This window comes from Paenarthrobacter sp. TE4293 (assembly GCF_050435325.1).
GTDB classification, from domain to species: Bacteria; Actinomycetota; Actinomycetes; order Actinomycetales; family Micrococcaceae; genus Arthrobacter; species Arthrobacter nitroguajacolicus_C.
This window is the reverse complement of sequence record NZ_JBNJRY010000014.1, coordinates 29,161-44,259: the sequence shown is the minus strand read 5'-3', so window position 1 is coordinate 44,259 and position 15,099 is coordinate 29,161. Positions and strand designations below refer to the sequence as shown.

General features: G+C 64.6%; 15 protein-coding genes. 9 read left to right on the top strand and 6 right to left on the bottom strand.

All coding sequences use genetic code 11. From position 1 onward, the window contains the following. The first annotated feature begins 117 nt into the window (after nucleotides 1–117). Nucleotides 118–501 carry a VOC family protein gene (locus tag QF015_RS21385; protein ID WP_310209801.1) on the top strand — a complete coding sequence of 128 codons (384 nt, stop codon included), beginning with the start codon at nucleotides 118–120 and terminating at the stop codon, nucleotides 499–501. A 78-nt stretch (nucleotides 502–579) separates the two neighbouring features. On the opposite strand, the gene QF015_RS21380 is transcribed toward QF015_RS21385, so the two are convergent. Next, the gene (locus QF015_RS21380; RefSeq protein WP_310209798.1) at nucleotides 580–3,096 is read right to left on the bottom strand and encodes a DNA gyrase/topoisomerase IV subunit A; all 2,517 of its coding nucleotides are present in this window, start codon (nucleotides 3,094–3,096) and stop codon (nucleotides 580–582) included. 55 nt (nucleotides 3,097–3,151) lie between these two features. Here QF015_RS21380 and QF015_RS21375 point away from each other — a divergent pair, with 55 nt between their 5' ends. The 4 genes from QF015_RS21375 to QF015_RS21360 are packed head-to-tail and all read left to right on the top strand — an operon-like array spanning nucleotide 3,152 to nucleotide 8,562. After that, complete coding sequence (locus tag QF015_RS21375) at nucleotides 3,152–5,839, top strand: GNAT family N-acetyltransferase (protein ID WP_429390678.1); 2,688 nt, start codon at nucleotides 3,152–3,154, stop codon at nucleotides 5,837–5,839. Between the two features lie 56 nt (nucleotides 5,840–5,895). Next, nucleotides 5,896–6,621, top strand: a complete 726-nt coding sequence (locus tag QF015_RS21370) for a DUF5998 family protein (protein WP_310209793.1) — start codon at nucleotides 5,896–5,898, stop codon at nucleotides 6,619–6,621. Then, a complete protein-coding gene (locus tag QF015_RS21365) occupies nucleotides 6,618–7,847 on the top strand; it encodes an alkaline phosphatase family protein (protein ID WP_310209790.1) in 1,230 nt (409 codons plus the stop codon). Before QF015_RS21370 ends, QF015_RS21365 begins: the two co-directional genes overlap by 4 nt. Then, nucleotides 7,840–8,562: a thymidine kinase gene (locus QF015_RS21360; protein ID WP_429390673.1), complete on the top strand. Its 723-nt coding sequence runs from the start codon at nucleotides 7,840–7,842 to the stop codon at nucleotides 8,560–8,562. The genes QF015_RS21365 and QF015_RS21360 overlap by 8 nt, the downstream gene beginning before the upstream one ends. 9 nt (nucleotides 8,563–8,571) lie before the next feature. Here QF015_RS21360 and sepH read toward each other — a convergent pair whose 3' ends face one another. Then, a complete protein-coding gene (gene sepH, locus QF015_RS21355; protein WP_429390671.1) occupies nucleotides 8,572–9,903 on the bottom strand; it encodes a septation protein SepH in 1,332 nt (443 codons plus the stop codon). Nucleotides 9,904–10,184: 281 nt separating this feature from the next. Here sepH and QF015_RS21350 point away from each other — a divergent pair, with 281 nt between their 5' ends. After that, complete coding sequence (locus tag QF015_RS21350) at nucleotides 10,185–10,484, top strand: DUF4193 domain-containing protein (RefSeq protein ID WP_310209784.1); 300 nt, start codon at nucleotides 10,185–10,187, stop codon at nucleotides 10,482–10,484. A gap of 36 nt (nucleotides 10,485–10,520) precedes the next feature. Here the strand turns inward: QF015_RS21350 and QF015_RS21345 are convergent, their stop codons facing one another. Further along, a complete protein-coding gene (locus QF015_RS21345) occupies nucleotides 10,521–11,018 on the bottom strand; it encodes a DUF3093 domain-containing protein (protein ID WP_429390669.1) in 498 nt (165 codons plus the stop codon). Between the two features lie 60 nt (nucleotides 11,019–11,078). Between QF015_RS21345 and dut the strand changes: the two genes are divergently transcribed. Further along, complete coding sequence (gene dut, locus QF015_RS21340) at nucleotides 11,079–11,618, top strand: dUTP diphosphatase (protein WP_429390668.1); 540 nt, start codon at nucleotides 11,079–11,081, stop codon at nucleotides 11,616–11,618. Between the two features lie 110 nt (nucleotides 11,619–11,728). Continuing rightward, complete coding sequence (locus tag QF015_RS21335; RefSeq protein WP_310209776.1) at nucleotides 11,729–12,463, top strand: DUF3710 domain-containing protein; 735 nt, start codon at nucleotides 11,729–11,731, stop codon at nucleotides 12,461–12,463. On the opposite strand, the gene QF015_RS21330 is transcribed toward QF015_RS21335, so the two are convergent. Next, nucleotides 12,447–12,827, bottom strand: a complete 381-nt coding sequence (locus tag QF015_RS21330) for a hypothetical protein (protein ID WP_429390667.1) — start codon at nucleotides 12,825–12,827, stop codon at nucleotides 12,447–12,449. The two genes, QF015_RS21335 and QF015_RS21330, sit on opposite strands and share 17 nt — an antisense overlap. Before the next feature lie 2 nt (nucleotides 12,828–12,829). On the opposite strand from QF015_RS21330, the gene QF015_RS21325 reads away from it, so the two are divergent. After that, on the top strand, nucleotides 12,830–13,612 hold the full coding sequence (locus QF015_RS21325; protein WP_429390666.1) for a DUF3159 domain-containing protein: 783 nt from the start codon (nucleotides 12,830–12,832) through the stop codon (nucleotides 13,610–13,612). Here QF015_RS21325 and QF015_RS21320 read toward each other — a convergent pair. Both QF015_RS21320 and QF015_RS21315 read right to left on the bottom strand, forming a co-directional pair. Beyond that, nucleotides 13,579–14,316: a potassium channel family protein gene (locus QF015_RS21320; RefSeq protein WP_429390665.1), complete on the bottom strand. Its 738-nt coding sequence runs from the start codon at nucleotides 14,314–14,316 to the stop codon at nucleotides 13,579–13,581. The genes QF015_RS21325 and QF015_RS21320 overlap by 34 nt on opposite strands. Further along, nucleotides 14,316–14,987: a potassium channel family protein gene (locus QF015_RS21315; protein WP_429390717.1), complete on the bottom strand. Its 672-nt coding sequence runs from the start codon at nucleotides 14,985–14,987 to the stop codon at nucleotides 14,316–14,318. Before QF015_RS21315 ends, QF015_RS21320 begins: the two co-directional genes overlap by 1 nt. Nucleotides 14,988–15,099: the final 112 nt, after the last annotated feature.

Genomic DNA, 15,099 nt, shown 5'->3' with positions numbered 1-15,099 from the left:
AAGCCGAGGCTCCGCGCACCCCGCGACCCACCCTGAAATATGGTGTCGTTTTCGATTACTTCCCGGCCCGCCCAAGAGTAAAGTTCGTTCCGGGGGGAGAGCCGGAAAGAGAAAATCATGCTCAAGGATCAGCAGGTTGGTGCCGTCCTACCGGCACAGGACATAGCCCGGGCCCGCGCGTACTACAGCGAAAAACTCGGACTCGAACCCGAAAATCCGGATGCCGACGACAACCTCCAATACAGGTGCGGCGATGGAACGGGCTTCTTCGTGTACCAGACATCGAATGCCGGGACGGCGAAGAATACCCAGATGGGTTGGACGGTCAGTGACGTCAAGGCCACGGTGCAGGAACTGCGCGCCAAGGGCGTCACTTTTGAGGACTACGACTTCCCTGGATTGAAGACCGAGGATGGCATTGCCACGATGCCCGACGGCAGCGCTGCAGCGTGGTTCCTGGACAGCGAGGGAAACATCCTCAGCATCAACCAAACCGGCTAGCCCACGCGGTGGCCGAGCGGGCCATGGCTGCAGCAAAGGCCGGAGTGCCATACCCCGGCCTTTGCTGTGCTTGGGTCGTTATTCCGAGGTCTCATTCCAGGCCATGCTTGGCCCGATCGCCTCAACCGGCTGTGACAACGGTACCCCCGAACCATCCCTGCGTCCGTGCTCGTGGGGGAGGGCCCGGGCCACACCGGCGGCGGAGGACGCCTTGGCGGGTCCATGGCCGGCCCACGCCAGGAGCAACGTGTCTTCGCCCTTCAGGAAGCGGTGCACCCGGACGCCGCCGGTGGCACGGCCCTTGGCCGGATATTCCTCAAAAGCGGTCACCTTCGCGGTGCCAGGTGCCGTGCCCGGCAGGGCGCCATTGGTTCCGGCGATGGTGACCACGACGGCGGCAGGATCGTTGGCGCGCACAGTACCGAAGTGAATCACCTCATCGCCCGCGGCCAGTTTGATACCGGCCATGCCGCCCGCCGTGCGGCCCTGTGGGCGCACATTGGAAGCACTGAACCGCAGCAATTGTGCCTGCCTCGTCACGAAGACGAGATCGACGTCGTCCTCCTGCGCCGGTTCCACGGCAAGGACCGAATCCTTGTCCTTCAAGGCAATGATTTCCCAGTCCTCACGGTTCAAGGGGTAGTCCGGCTGGACGCGCTTGACGACGCCTTGGACAGTGCCAACGGCAAGGATGGAGTCCAGGGGAACGAAGGCGACCAGGGTCTCGCCCTTGACCAAGGTGATGAAATCCTTCGCCGGAACGCCGCCGGCGAGGTTTGGCAGGCCCGAAACGGGCGGCAGGACAGGCATGTCCATCACCTGCAGCCGGAGCATGCGGCCCTGCGAGGTGACCGCACCGATCTCGCCCCGGGCGGTGGTCTTGACCACCGAACGGAAGACATCGTGCTTGGCCCGCGGTCCGGCTTCGGCCAGCGGCTCCTGGTTGGAGGTCCTGGCGATCTGGCCGGACACGCTGAGCAGGGCCCAGCAGGGGTCGTCAGGAATCTCCAAAGGGAGGGCCGCGGCCTTGCCCTTCGGTCCGGGTGTGGCCGCCGCAAGGGCCGCTGCCACGGTGGGGGAAACAGCTTCGGACTCCAAAAGCACCGTACGCCGGGGTGTGCCGTACTTCTCTGCGATGACTCCCAGCTCGCCGGACACAAGATCACGCAGCAGCTCATCGGAGGCCAGGATAGCCTCAAGGGCCTCAATTTCGCGGCGCAGCTCGTCCTGTTCCTTCTCCAGTTCCAGGCGGGAGTACTTCGTCAGCTGCCGCAGGCGGAGTTCCAGGATGTAGTTGGCCTGGATCTCCGTGAGGTCGTAAATGGACATCAGCCGCTCGCGGGCGGCGGACGCTTCGTCCGAGGACCGGATGATCTGGATGACCTCGTCGATGTCCACGATCGCGATCAGCAGGCCCTCCACCAAGTGCAGGCGGTCTTTCTTCTTGCCCAGGCGGAAGGACGTGCGGCGACGCACCACATTCAGCCGGTGCTCCACGTACACCTGCAACAACTGCAAAAGTCCCAGCGTTTGCGGCTGGCCGTCCACCAAGGTGACGTTGTTGATGCCGAAGGAATCCTCCATGGGCGAATAGCGGTACAGCTGCTGGAGGACGGCGTTGGGGTTGAAACCGTTCTTGAGTTCGATGACCAGGCGCAGGCCGTGGTTGCGGTCCGTCAGGTCAACCACATCGCTGATGCCCGTCAATTTCTTGGCGTTGACGGCATCCTTGATCTTCTCGATCACCTTCTCCGGACCCACCATGTACGGAAGCTCGGTGACCACCAGGCCGGTGCGGCGGGCGGACAGCTGTTCCACTTCCACCTTGGCCCGTGTCTTGAACGAGCCCCGGCCCGTGGCATAGGCATCACGGATGCCGTCCAGGCCCACGATGCGGCCGCCCGTGGGGAGGTCGGGCCCCGGGACGAAGCGCATGATGTCCTCAAGGGTCGCGTCCGGGTTGGCGATCAAATGCCGGGCGGCGGCGATGACTTCGACGAGGTTGTGCGGGGCCATGTTCGTGGCCATGCCCACAGCGATGCCCGTGGTGCCATTGACCAGCAGGTTGGGGAAAGCAGCCGGGAGGACGTCCGGCTGGGTCAGCTGGTTGTCGTAGTTGGGGACGAAATCCACAACATCTTCGTCGAGGTGGTCCGTCATGGTCAGTGCAGCGGCCGCGAGGCGTGCCTCGGTATACCGCGGTGCGGCCGGACCGTCGTCGAGCGAGCCGAAGTTGCCGTGGCCGTCGATCAGGGGCAGGCGCAGGGAGAAGTCCTGTGCCATGCGCACCATGGCGTCATAGATCGCAGCATCGCCGTGCGGGTGGAGCTTGCCCATGACTTCGCCCACGACGCGTGCGCTCTTGACATGTCCACGGTCAGGGCGCAAACCCATGTCCGCCATCATGTAGAGGATGCGCCGTTGAACAGGCTTCAGTCCGTCGCGGGCGTCCGGGAGGGCACGCGAATAAATCACCGAGTAGGCGTACTCCAGGAAGGAGCCTTCCATCTCGGAAGTGACGTCAATATCGACGATGTTCTCGGTGAAATCGCCGAGGGGCTCGGCTTTGCGTGCGGAAGATTGGCTGCGGGCCATGGGGTCGGTAAATCCTTGAAAGTTGTACTGCGGATGTTTTAGCTAGGCTAAGCCTATGGTGGATCAGCCCGGCGTCGGCATTTATCCGGAATATTGGGAGGCCGATGTCGTGCTGCGCGACGGCGGTACAGCCCACCTTCGCCCCATCCGGCCCGAGGACGGCGAGGCGTTGCAGGCGTTTCACGCGGGACAATCGCAGGCTTCCATCTACATGCGGTTCTTCTCCTTCAAGCCCCGGCTCTCCGGCAAGGAAGTGCGGAGGTTCACGGAAGTGGACCATATCAACCGGGTGGCCTTCGTGATCACCATCGGCGGCGAAATCATGGGCATCGGCCGCTACGACCGGCTCGATGATCCTGACGAAGCCGAGGTCGCGTTCAACATTTCCGATGCCCATCAAGGCCGTGGCATCGGCTCCATCCTCCTGGAGCACCTGGCTGTCGCTGCCCGCGAAAACGGCATCCGGCGCTTCACCGCAGAGGTCCTGCCGGATAACCGCAAGATGCTGATGGTTTTTGCCGACGCCGGGTACGACCTCACGCGGCAGTTCGACGACGGCGTGGTGAGCGTTGAGTTCAACATCGACCCCACGGAGAAGTCGCGGGCCGTCATGGAATCCCGTGAGCACCGCGCGGAGGCGCGCAGCGTGCGCGACCTGTTGTCGCCGTCGTCCGTGGCCGTCATCGGTGCCAGCCGCAAGTGGGGGACCGTCGGCTACCAATTGCTCGAACACATCATCGAAGGCGGCTTCAAGGGTCCCGTCTACGCCGTCAATCCCGAAGCTTTCGAACTTGCCGGCATGGTCTCCTTCGCAAAGTTGTCGGAAATCCCGGGCCCTGTGCAGTTGGCAATCATCGCCGTGCCGTACGAGGAAGTGCCCAAGGTGGTGGATGACTGCGCAGTCGCGGGCGTCAAGGGAATCGTGGTGGCCACTGCCGGATTCGCCGACGACGGCGAGCGGGGCCTGGCGCGCCAGCACGAGTTGGTGCGACGCGCCCGGGCCAACGGCATGCGGGTTATCGGCCCCGAGTCCCTCGGAATCCTGAACACCCACCCGGCTGTCTCCCTCAACGCCTCCATGGCTCCCACCATGCCGCCAAGGGGCAGCCTCGGCCTGTTCAGCCAGTCCGCAGCCGTGGGTGTTGCTGTGTATGCCGCTGCCAGCCGCCGCAGGCTCGGATTATCCTCCTTCCTCTCCGCAGGCAACCGTGCCGATGTGTCAGGCAACGATGCCATGCAGTATTGGGAAGACGACGCCGATACCTCCGCAGTGGGCTTGTACTTGGAATCCATCGGCAATCCCCGCAAGTTCTCCCGCCTTGCCCGGAGGTTGTCGCGGAGCAAACCGGTAATCGTTGCCAAATCTGACGTCACCGGCCTGAGCCTGCCCCCCGGGCACGAAGTACGGACCACCCAGGCTCCTGCTGCCGCCGTCGATGCCATGATGCGCCAGGCGGGCGTCATCCGCGTTGAAACCATCGAACAACTCATGGACATAGCCCAGATCGTGTCCTCCCAGGCGCTTCCCCAAGGCCCGGGAGTTGCCGTCTATTCCAATTCGGTGGCCCTGGGCAAAGTGGTGTCCGACAGCGCAGGCCCGCTGGGACTGGACGTCACGCGCCTTGTCACCGACGTGGACCTCGACGCTGGCATGTCGATGGCCCTCCCGGCACTTCGGGCAAGCCTCCAGGAAAGCCTCGCCGACGATACCGTCCATGCGGTGGTGGCCGCACTTCTCCCGGCGCGGGGACTCACCGTCGAAGCCCTTGCCGGTGTTCTCGCAGAATGTGCCGCAGAGTCCGGAAAGCCTGTCGTTGCTGCCTTCACCGGAATTCTTGACCCGTCCAAGCACGTGGAAGGCATGGTGGGAGCTGCCGGCAAGCCCGTCCTTCCGTGCTATTCCAACGCAGGCGCCGCCGTGGCCGCCTTGGCGGCCATCGTGCGCTACGCCCAATGGCGGGACCGGGACCAAGGACTCTTCGTCGAACCTGAAGGCTGCGACGTCGATGGCACCCGGGAGGCATTGGCTGCAATGCTGGCCGGCGTCACTGGCGAAAAGATCAGGAAGCTCGACGCCGGAGCCGCCGCGGCACTGCTTGCGGGCTATGGAATCGACGTCGTGCCCACGCTGGGATTCGGAACAGCGGATGAAGCAGTGCAGGCGGCGGACACCGTGGGCTGGCCCGTTGTCCTCAAGACCACTGACCCCGCACTGCGGCACCGGCTGGACCTCGGTGGGGTGCGGCTGGACATCCAGGACGCTGAATCGCTGCGCCAGAACGTTGCCCAGATGCGGCGCGCCCTGGAACCTTACGGCTCGCCTTCGCTTGAAGTCCAAGCCATGGCGCCGGTGGGACAAGCATGCACGTTCCGGGCCATGGAGGATCCCTTGCTGGGGCCGGTGCTGTCGTTTGGGTTGGCGGGCGATGCCGTAAACCTGTTGGACGATTGGGCCCACCGGGTGCCGCCGCTCTCCGCCGCGGACCTGCACGATGTCATCCGCTCTCCGCGTGCCTCCCGGAAACTGTTTGGCTACCAAGGGCTGCCTGCGGTGGACGTGGCCGCCCTGGAAGACATTGCCGCCAGGCTCGCCAAGTTGAAGGATGACCACCCCGGAATCGCGCTGGTGGAATTCAATCCTGTCCTGGCCGGTCCATCGGGCGCCACGATCCTGGGCGCCGAGGTCTGGATCGGCAATGCCGCGCAGCGCACGGACAGCGCCCGCCGTGCGATGCGGAGTTAGCCACAGGGCGAAGCGCGTGGTTAGGAAGTCACTACACGATCTGTGAAAATGGGGGAATGAGCACCCAGTCTCCGACGCCTCAATCACGCCCGTCCAATACCGGGCACCACACAGCGCACAACCATAACTTGCAGGGGCAGAGCCTGGATCAGGCACTGCAGCAGGCCGGTTTCTATCCGCGCTTGGTGGCCGACGTCGTGGATGACGCCTTGGACGGCCGCGAGTGCCTCTCCCACCTGGTGCATCTTGAGACGCACTTCGATCGCGCCGAGGTCCGCAGGCACATTACCGTGCTGGTGCTCACCGAAGACATGCTGGTGATTACCCATGTCGACGACCAGCAGTTGGATGAGGCCGGCGAGCAGATCGTGGCGCAGATCTCCACGGAATCGGTCCCAGTGGCCCAGATCCGTTCGGTGGTCCTCAGCTACATGTACTCCCAGCCCCAGGACTACAAGCCCTCCGATCCTGTACGGGAGCTCACCGTCTCCATCGCATGGTCCGGTGGCCAACGGCTGGACATGGGTCCGGCGAGCTGCGGCGACCCCCAATGCGAGGCCGATCATGGCTACAGCGGAACCATCGCCCAGGAAGACATTGTGCTGCGAATCAGCGCTGAAGCCGATGGCCTGCAGGCGGTCCAGGACGCCAAGCTTTTCGCCCGCGCCCTGCGTGCGGTCAACACGGGGAATCCGGGCCCTGTCCAGCACGCCGGCATCCCCGCTCCACGCCCCCGGTCGGGCGTCTTCAGCAACCGCCTGAGCCGCGGACACCAGCGTTGAGGGAAACTGCACAGGACCACGTGGACACAACCACCGGGATACTCCCGGGAGCAGAGCTTCCCTCCGCACCACTTTTCGGAAGCAAATCGATCGCCGAAGTTTTCACGAGTTCGGCAGCAGCGCTCGGGGTGCCCGGTTTCACCAACCATCTCCAGTTGCCGGCATCGCAGCGTGTCTGCGTCGTTCTCGCCGATGGTTTGGGCCGTAACCTGCTCAAGCAGAAGGCTTCCCACACGCCGTTCCTCCGATCAGCCCTCGCCGCGGGCCAACGCAACGTCCCGCGCTGGCTTGACTCGGCCTTTCCCAGCACCACCGCTGCGTCCTTGGCGAGCCTGGGGACCGGCCTGCCCGCCGGGCAACACGGCATGGTGGGCTACGACGTCCTGGATCCGGCGCAGGACAAGGTGGTCAATCTCCTGGGCAACTGGGATTCACAGGTGGACCCCGTTGAGTGGCAGCCCCATCCCACCGTCTTCGAACGCGTTGCCGGGGAACTGGATGTGGTGACTGTCAGCTTGCCGCAGTTCGGGAATTCGCCGATGACGCAAGCCGCCTTGCGGGGGAGCCGTTTTGTTGGCGGCACAACCCTGCATGCACGGACGGCCGCAGCCGCGGAGGCAATGTCCGGTGGCGGGCGTTCCCTGATGTATTTCTATGTCAATGAACTCGACAAAGCCGGGCACCGTTATGGCTCCCAGTCGGACCGGTGGGAACATCAGCTCGAAGAGCTCGATGCCACTGTGAAGAGGCTCTCCGCGACGCTGCCGGCAGGCACCACCATCCTGCTGACCGGCGACCATGGAATGGTGGACGTTCCTGAGTCGCAGCGGCTCGACTACTCCGCTGATGAAACCCTGGTGGCCGGTGTCCGGCATACAGCAGGGGAGCCCCGCATGGTGCACCTGTACCTTGAACCGGACGCCACTGTGGCACATCGGGACGCCCTCCTCGCCTCCTGGCGTCGCCGCTTCGGTGAGCGGATCTGGGCTTTCACCCGGGAGCAGGGCGTGGACGCCGGGTTGTTCGGCACGGTCCGTCCGGAGGTCGCACCCCGCATTGGCGACATCATGATCGCTGCCCGCGACACCCTGGCCCTCTACGACACCCGCCGTGCCCGTCCCGCTTCGCTGGAGGTCGTAGGGCAGCACGGTTCGCTGACAAAGGCCGAACGCGAAGTTCCCCTTGTATGCGTCGCCGCTGCCGGCAGGAAGGGCAAACGTGGCTGAGCTGGTCTTCTTCTCCGGCACCATGGACTGCGGCAAGTCCACGCTCGCCCTCCAGATGGACCACAACCACCGTGCCAGGGGCCGTGGGGGTGTCCGCTTCAGCTGTAACGACCGTGCCGGCGACTCCACGATCTCCAGCAGGCTGGGCCTCCAAACCGACGCCGTGGAGGTTGAGGGCAGCACGGATTTCTGGGACGAAGTTGTGGTCCGCCGCACCAGCGGACTCCGCGTGGACTACCTCATTTGCGACGAAGCGCAGTTCTATTCACCGGCCCAGGTGGAGCAGTTGGCGCGCGTGGTGGATGAGATGGACGTGGACGTGTTCGCGTTCGGCATCACCTCAGACTTCCGTACGCGGTTGTTCCCCGGCTCCCAGCGCCTGATTGAGCTGGCGGACAAGGTGCAGGTGCTGCAGGTGGAGGCTCTGTGCTGGTGTGGCCGCAGGGCTACGCAGAACGCCCGCACGGTCAACGGCATCATGGTGGTGGAAGGCGAACAGGTGATGGTGGGCGACGTAGCGACCACCAGCGAAGAAGACGACTCCACCAACACCCCGGATACGGGCGTCGTGGGTTACGAAACGCTGTGCCGCCGCCACTACATGCGACGCGTCACGGCACACGGTGCCAACCTGATGGCAGGGGCGGACCAGCCGCTTCCGTTCGACATCGACGCCTGCCTCTGGCCGGGCGCCGGGGACCTTCAACGCGGCTAGGCGGCAGGACTAGTCTCCCCGGGCCCCAAAAACGATCTCGTCCCAGCTCGGGATGCTGGACCTTTTGGGCCTGGACGGCTGGCGTTCAACAGGGGCGTCGACGTCCCTGGGGTCCTCAGGTTCCTCGACGTTGCCCGCCGGCGTCTTGTCGTTGCGGCTTTCACCGCGCGCTTCTTCCTGCAGTGCTCCGTCTCCATCGCGGGCAACGCTGCCCCCCAGAAGTTCGTCAAGCCCTGCGGGTTTGCGGCCCGAGAGTGAAGTGACGGGGCGCAGCGGGCTCGCTACCACCGTGATTTCACGCGTTTCCGTGCTGACCCCATTGTGAAGCTTCAGCGAATCGTCGTCATCGTCGACGTGGGGCTCGAAATGCCGGGGAGCCAGGCTCAGGCGCGACAGCATGGAGGGGCGCCCGTCCTTGCGCGCTGGTTCTTCAACCGCCGGGGTGGCCGGTTCAGGTTCTGCAGTGACGGTTTCTTCGGGATCGTCGTGCTCGTCACCGGGCCGCGGGTGGGCTGCCGGAACGTTGCTGAGCAGGACTGCCAAGGCGTCGTCGCCGTCTTCATCCACGCCCAGGCGCTGGCCACGGCGTGAACGGAGCATTTCCAGGAGGCTGTCCGATTCCTTCGCGGAGGCGCGGGCTGCCGTTTCGGCATCGGTTTCGAAATCGAAGGGCCGGTCGGACACAGCGGCCAACCTGCGGGCCGGGACGGGTCCGTCCAGTGGCTCGAGCTCGCTGAGTTGCTGGGCCCAGCGGTTGGCGTTTTGCAGGGACTTGCGCTGGGGGCTGAAGGTCCACATGGCGGGAGGTTCCTCGCCGATGCTTCCGTGGGTGCCCGGCACCGTTTCGAAACGTGCGACGACGGTCCAGGAACCGTCCGTACGGCGCCACGAATCCCATTCCACCGTAGAGGAGTCGATGCCATGGGCGGCGAGCCGGTGATCCACCATTTCGCCCAGCGTGGCCGGATTGTCGCCAAAGGCAGAGCGGTAGGCGTCGTGGCCGGGAGCAGGGGCTGCTACCTCGATGTTGCGGGCTTGCCGGGCCACGTACTCACGCTCCGCCAGGACGGGTCCCTCGTAGCGTTGGACGTTGGCAAGGGGCAGGCCGGAGAGTTCTGCGACGTCGGCTGCGGTGGCTCCGCTGCGGATCCTGGACTGGATATCCCGGGGAGACATGGCAATGGGTGTGTTGGCGGCGCGGGCCGCCACCTGGGCAGGGGTCCGGCTCGCCGCGGCCCTCAAGGCCTCGTCGATCGGAAGCTGGAACATCGCACCGCCGGGGCCGCTCAAAAGCAGATGCCCGCCGTCGTCGTGGACTCCTACCAGTCGTAGATCCTGCATAACACCCTCCACCACATGGCATAACTGACATTCGAAACTCTGCCACCCGTCGGGCCCTTTTCCTACTAGGAGCGATGGCGTGCCGTGATATTCCGGTAAAACCGGCCGTATCCCGGGTCTTTTCGGGCCAAGACAGGGGCTATGGACTTTTCCAGGCAGGCGGAGGACAATCTGGCCGATATCGGGCACAAATCCGGGGTGTCCGGCGTTGCACCCTTACACCGGTGGCGGATGAGCCCGCCGGATCCACCCACAGCAGGTTTGGAGGACAGGGAAGGACCATGGCCACTGACTACGATGCCCCTCGAAAGACCGAGGAAGACGTCAGCGAGGACTCGCTCGAGGAGCTGAAGACCCGCCAATCGGGAAAGCAATCCTCGGCGGTGGACGTCGATGAAACGGAGCTCGCCGACGGCTTCGAGTTGCCGGGAGCGGACCTGTCCGGGGAAGAGTTGCTGATTCAGGTCATGCCACCGCAGCCGGACGAATTCACCTGTTTCAACTGTTTCCTGGTCAAGCACAGGTCCCAAATTGCCACCGAGCGCGGCGGCCACCTCTATTGCACTGAATGTGAGAGCTAGGCAGACAACATGCCAGGGCGCGCCCGCAGGGAGTCCCTAGCCCCGCGGGGCCGTTAAGGCCGACACCAGCTCAGCCGGCTTCCGGGAAGAGGCCAGCCAGTACGGGGTGCGATCGGCAGGGTCCGTGATTTCAATCTTGACCACGGGGTCGATCCAGCCACGGAAGCACATGTAGGCCAGGCCATTCAGGCGGGGGCCGCGCTCCGCGGTGGCTTCGTCCTTGGTGAACGCCTCCACTGAACCGACGAACTTACGGTCGATGCTGGCCCGGCCCACCCGCACAGTGGTCGGCGTGACGGTGATGGTGGGCGTGGACAGCACCAACATCGTGGTCATGATGGCCAGCAGGGCCAGCGCGGCGATGATGCCCGTAAGTGCGCTGATGGGGCCGAACATCAGGATGCCGGCACCCGAGAGACCAACCACTACGACCCAAATCCACACGGACGGCCACAGCTTCTCGGTGTACAGGACCTCCGTGGCCGAGGGGGTGTTCCGGGCGGGCACAGGGGAGGACTGGTCAGGCGTAGGCATGCCTCCAGCTTATCGGGCACCCGGGCCTGCGGGTTGCAGCTCCCCGTAGAATGGACCACTGTGAGCAACGAGACCGCAGTATTCAGTACAGACGCCGCCCCCTCAGCCGCAGCCGGCCGGGACACCCCAGCCAGCTACGGCGCCCCCACCCTGGACGTGCAGCTGAAAATGCTCGACGCCGGGCTGGAAGCCCCGTCCTACGCGCACCCCGGCGATGCCGGCGCCGATCTTCGGGCCAGGGAGGACGTGCATCTCGCGCCCGGAGAACGAAAGCTCGTTCCCACCGGTGTGTCCATTGCGCTGCCGGATGGATTTGTTGCGCTCATCCACCCGCGTTCCGGGCTGGCGACCAAGCATGGGCTGACTGTCGTGAACGCCCCTGGCACTGTGGACGCCGGCTACCGCGGGGAAATCGCAGTGACGCTTCTGAACACCGACCAAAACCACGCCATTGACCTCAAGCGCGGCGATAGAATTGCACAAATGGTGATTCAGCGTGTTGAGTACGCGCGGTTCGTGACCGTCGACGAGTTGTCGGATTCCGTTCGGGGAACCGGCGGCTTCGGGTCCACCGGGGGTTTCAACGCCCCGAAGGCCTGATCAAACCCACTGGGACCGGCAGGGGCCGCAGGCTGCCGCCTGTCGCTGCGGCGTGGTTTAGCGTGGTTGCGCTTTACTTGGGGATAGACCACTACTAAGGAGAAAACCCAATGCTTTTTGGGCGCGGCAAGAAGTCCAAGGACGAGCGGTCGGAAACCGCCGGCACCGTCGAGGAATCCGGTGCTGAAGCACAGAGTCCTGTATCAGGCCAGCCCGGTGACTTCCGGCTCGCCAAGGGTCCCCTGGACGTCGATGAGATCGATGACCGTGACGGATACGTCGACCTCGGCGCGCTGCTGATCGCACCGGCCGAGGGTCTGCAATTGCGCCTTGAGGTCGAAGAAGCCACCCAGCGCGTGGTGGCCGTGACCATGGACCTCGATGGATCGAGCCTGCAACTCCAGGCGTTTGCGGCTCCGCGGTCCGAAGGCCTGTGGGACGAGATCCGGGAACAGATCACCCAGTCGGTAGCAAGCCAGGGTGGGGAAACCGAAGAGGTATCGGGGACGTTCGGGACCGAACTGGTCGCCAAGTTGCCCGCAGAAGCAGCCGACGGCAGCCGCGGTTTCCGTGCTGCCCGCTTCATGGGTGTGGACGGACCTCGCTGGTTCCTCCGTGGCGTCCTTGGTGGTGCGGCTGCGCTGGAGCGCGAGGCCGCGGCGGGACTGGAAGAGCTCTTCCGCCGCGTTGTAGTTGTCCGCGGTGACAACCCGATGCCTCCGCGCGAATTGCTGCAGCTGCGTCTGCCCAAGGACGCTGCCGTTCCCGGCCAGGCCGGCGCTCCGCAGGGTTCCCCGGCGATGCAGCAGCCCGAGCGAGGGCCGGAGATCACGCAGATTGGCTGACACGTCGGGCAAGGGAGGCGTGGCCGGCCGGCAGCCCCGGACGCAGGGAGTCCATGATCTTCCTGTCCGGGGAAGGGCCGAATGCACCGGCTTCATAGAGTCGGTCACGCACCAGCCACCCAGCGAGCAGCCGTTCTTCTCCGCTGTGGTGGTCGATGACCTGCGGCCCGGCACCCGATCGACGGGCAGCTCCGGTGGAGTGCGCCAGGCCTACGACCGCCTCCGGGTTATCTGGCTGGGCAGGACACGGGTACCGGGCATCGAAGCCGGTGTTCAGGTCCGCCTGAATGGCATGGTCACACACGTCGACGGATTGCCGGCCATGTTCAACCCACGCTACGAAATACTTTCCCGTCAGGAGCATCTATGACCGTGGCCCACGGATCAGAACCACCAGAAGGCGGGGGCTCGGCCCCCGAAGACCACGCAGCCCCCTTGAACAGTTCCGCGAAGCCGCCAGCCGAGGGCGCCAGTATGTCCGATCTTGCTGCGGGCTACGCCGAAAAGGCCGGCCTGCATCGGAACAGCGCGGGACATGTGGACATGCTGAAGTCCGCAGGTGGATGGCAGGGCATTGCCGAAAGTATCCTCCCGGGCCTGGTGTTCCTGGTGGTTTTCACCATCACGAGGGACCTGACCCCGGCCTTGGTGTCGGCCTTGGCTGCTGCTGCCGTCTTCACGGTGGTCAGGCTCATCCAACGCCGACCCCTGACGCAGGCGTTGGCCGGCGTTGTTGGTGTCGGCATCTCTGCGTGGCTGGCCAACACCACGGGCAAAGCGGAGGATTTCTACGTCCTCGGCTTCTTCACCAACATCGCCTACATTGTCGCGATGGTGCTCTCGATCATCCTCAAGTGGCCCGTGGCCGGGCTTCTTTTCGGCTTTGTGCGGAACGAGGGCCTTGAGTGGCGGAAGGACCCGGAACGGCTCAGGGCCTACAAGCTTGGAACGTGGATCGTGGTGGCTGTACTGGCCCTGCGCCTGGTGGTACAGGTCCCGTTGTACTTCATGGCGGAGGCCGGCCTGACAGCGTTGGCGACCACCAGGCTGCTGATGGGCGCCCCGCTGTACATCCTGGGGCTTTGGGTGGCCTGGCTGGTGACCAGGCCTGCAGCTCAGCCGTCGAAGCCGTCGTCCTCGGTGGACTGATCGGCGGCGTCGGACATTCCCTCACGGGGTTCCTGGCCGTCGTCGGAACCCGGCGATAACAACGCCCGGAGACCGTCCTCGGCCGCGATGGTGGTGACAAAGAACAATTCGTCGCCGCCATCAAGGACATCGTCACGGGTCGGTGTGATGGGTGCCTGGTCGCGCAGGATGGCCACCAGCGTAGCGTCCTCCGGCCAGTCGATCCCGCCCACGGTGCTGCCAATAACGTGGGAATCGTGCGGCACAGTGAACTCAACGATCGACGCCACGCCTGTCTGAAGCGTCAGCAGGCGAACGATGTCGCCGATCTCCACCGCCTCTTCCACCAGCGCCGTCATGAGCTGCGGAGTGTTGACCGCGACGTCGACGCCCCAGGAGTCATTGAACATCCAGTCGTTCTTGGGATTGTTCACACGCCCCACGGTGCGCCCGACGCCGAACTCGGTCTTGGCCAGCAAGGACACCACGAGGTTCACCTTGTCGTCACCTGTCGCGGAAACGACGACGTCGGCATCCTCAAGTTTTGCGTCCTGCAGGGTGCTGAGTTCGCAGGCATCGCCCACCAACCAGCGGGCACCCCGCAGCCCGCTGCGGCCAATGACCTCGGGTTTCAGGTCGATGAGCAGGATTTGGTGCTTGTGGGCCAGAAGCTCCCGCGCGATGGACGAGCCGACGCTTCCTGCGCCAACAATGACAACTTTCACTAAGACTCCTTGGCGGGTGCTTTGGCGAGGATCCGGCTGACCTCGGATGTTCTGTCCAGGCTCACCATCGCGTGGACTGTGTCGCCTTCCTGGTAGGCCGTCCCGGCCTGGGGCAGCAAGCCCTCACCGAAGCGGGTGAGGAAGGCAATCCTGATTCCCGAGGCGTCCTCGATGGACGTGAGGCTGTGCCCGATCCAGTCTTCATGCAGGTCCACTTCGGCCAGTACCAGCCTGCCTGAGGGCTCGCGGTAATCCCCGGCCAAATGCTGCTCGGGAAGAATGCGCCGGAGGACCTGGTCGGCGCTCCAGCGGACGGCTGCCACCGTGGGGATGCCGAGGCGCTGGTAAATTTCGGCGCGGCCGGGATCGTAGATCCTGGCCACCACGTGGGCAACATGGAAGGTTTCCCGGGCCACGCGCGTGGCGAGGATGTTCGAGTTGTCACCACTGGAGACGGCGGCGAAGGCATATGCCTCTTCCACGCCGGCCTGCTTAAGGGTGTCCCGGTCGAAACCGACACCGGTAACCTTGCGGCCCGTAAACGTATTGCGCAGTCGGCGGAAAGCCCGCTCGTCCTGGTCGATGATGGCGACCGAGTGGCCGGCATCCTCCAAAGTGTGTGCCAGGGTTGCGCCAACACGGCCGCAACCCATGATCACGAAGTGAGCCACCATGTCTCCTTTATGTGTGCTGTCCGTCCCGCTCGGTATGACTTTACCGTTGCGGCGTGGTGAACCCTGCGACAACCGTCATGACATCGCTGGGGATTCAGAGTAGCTTTGC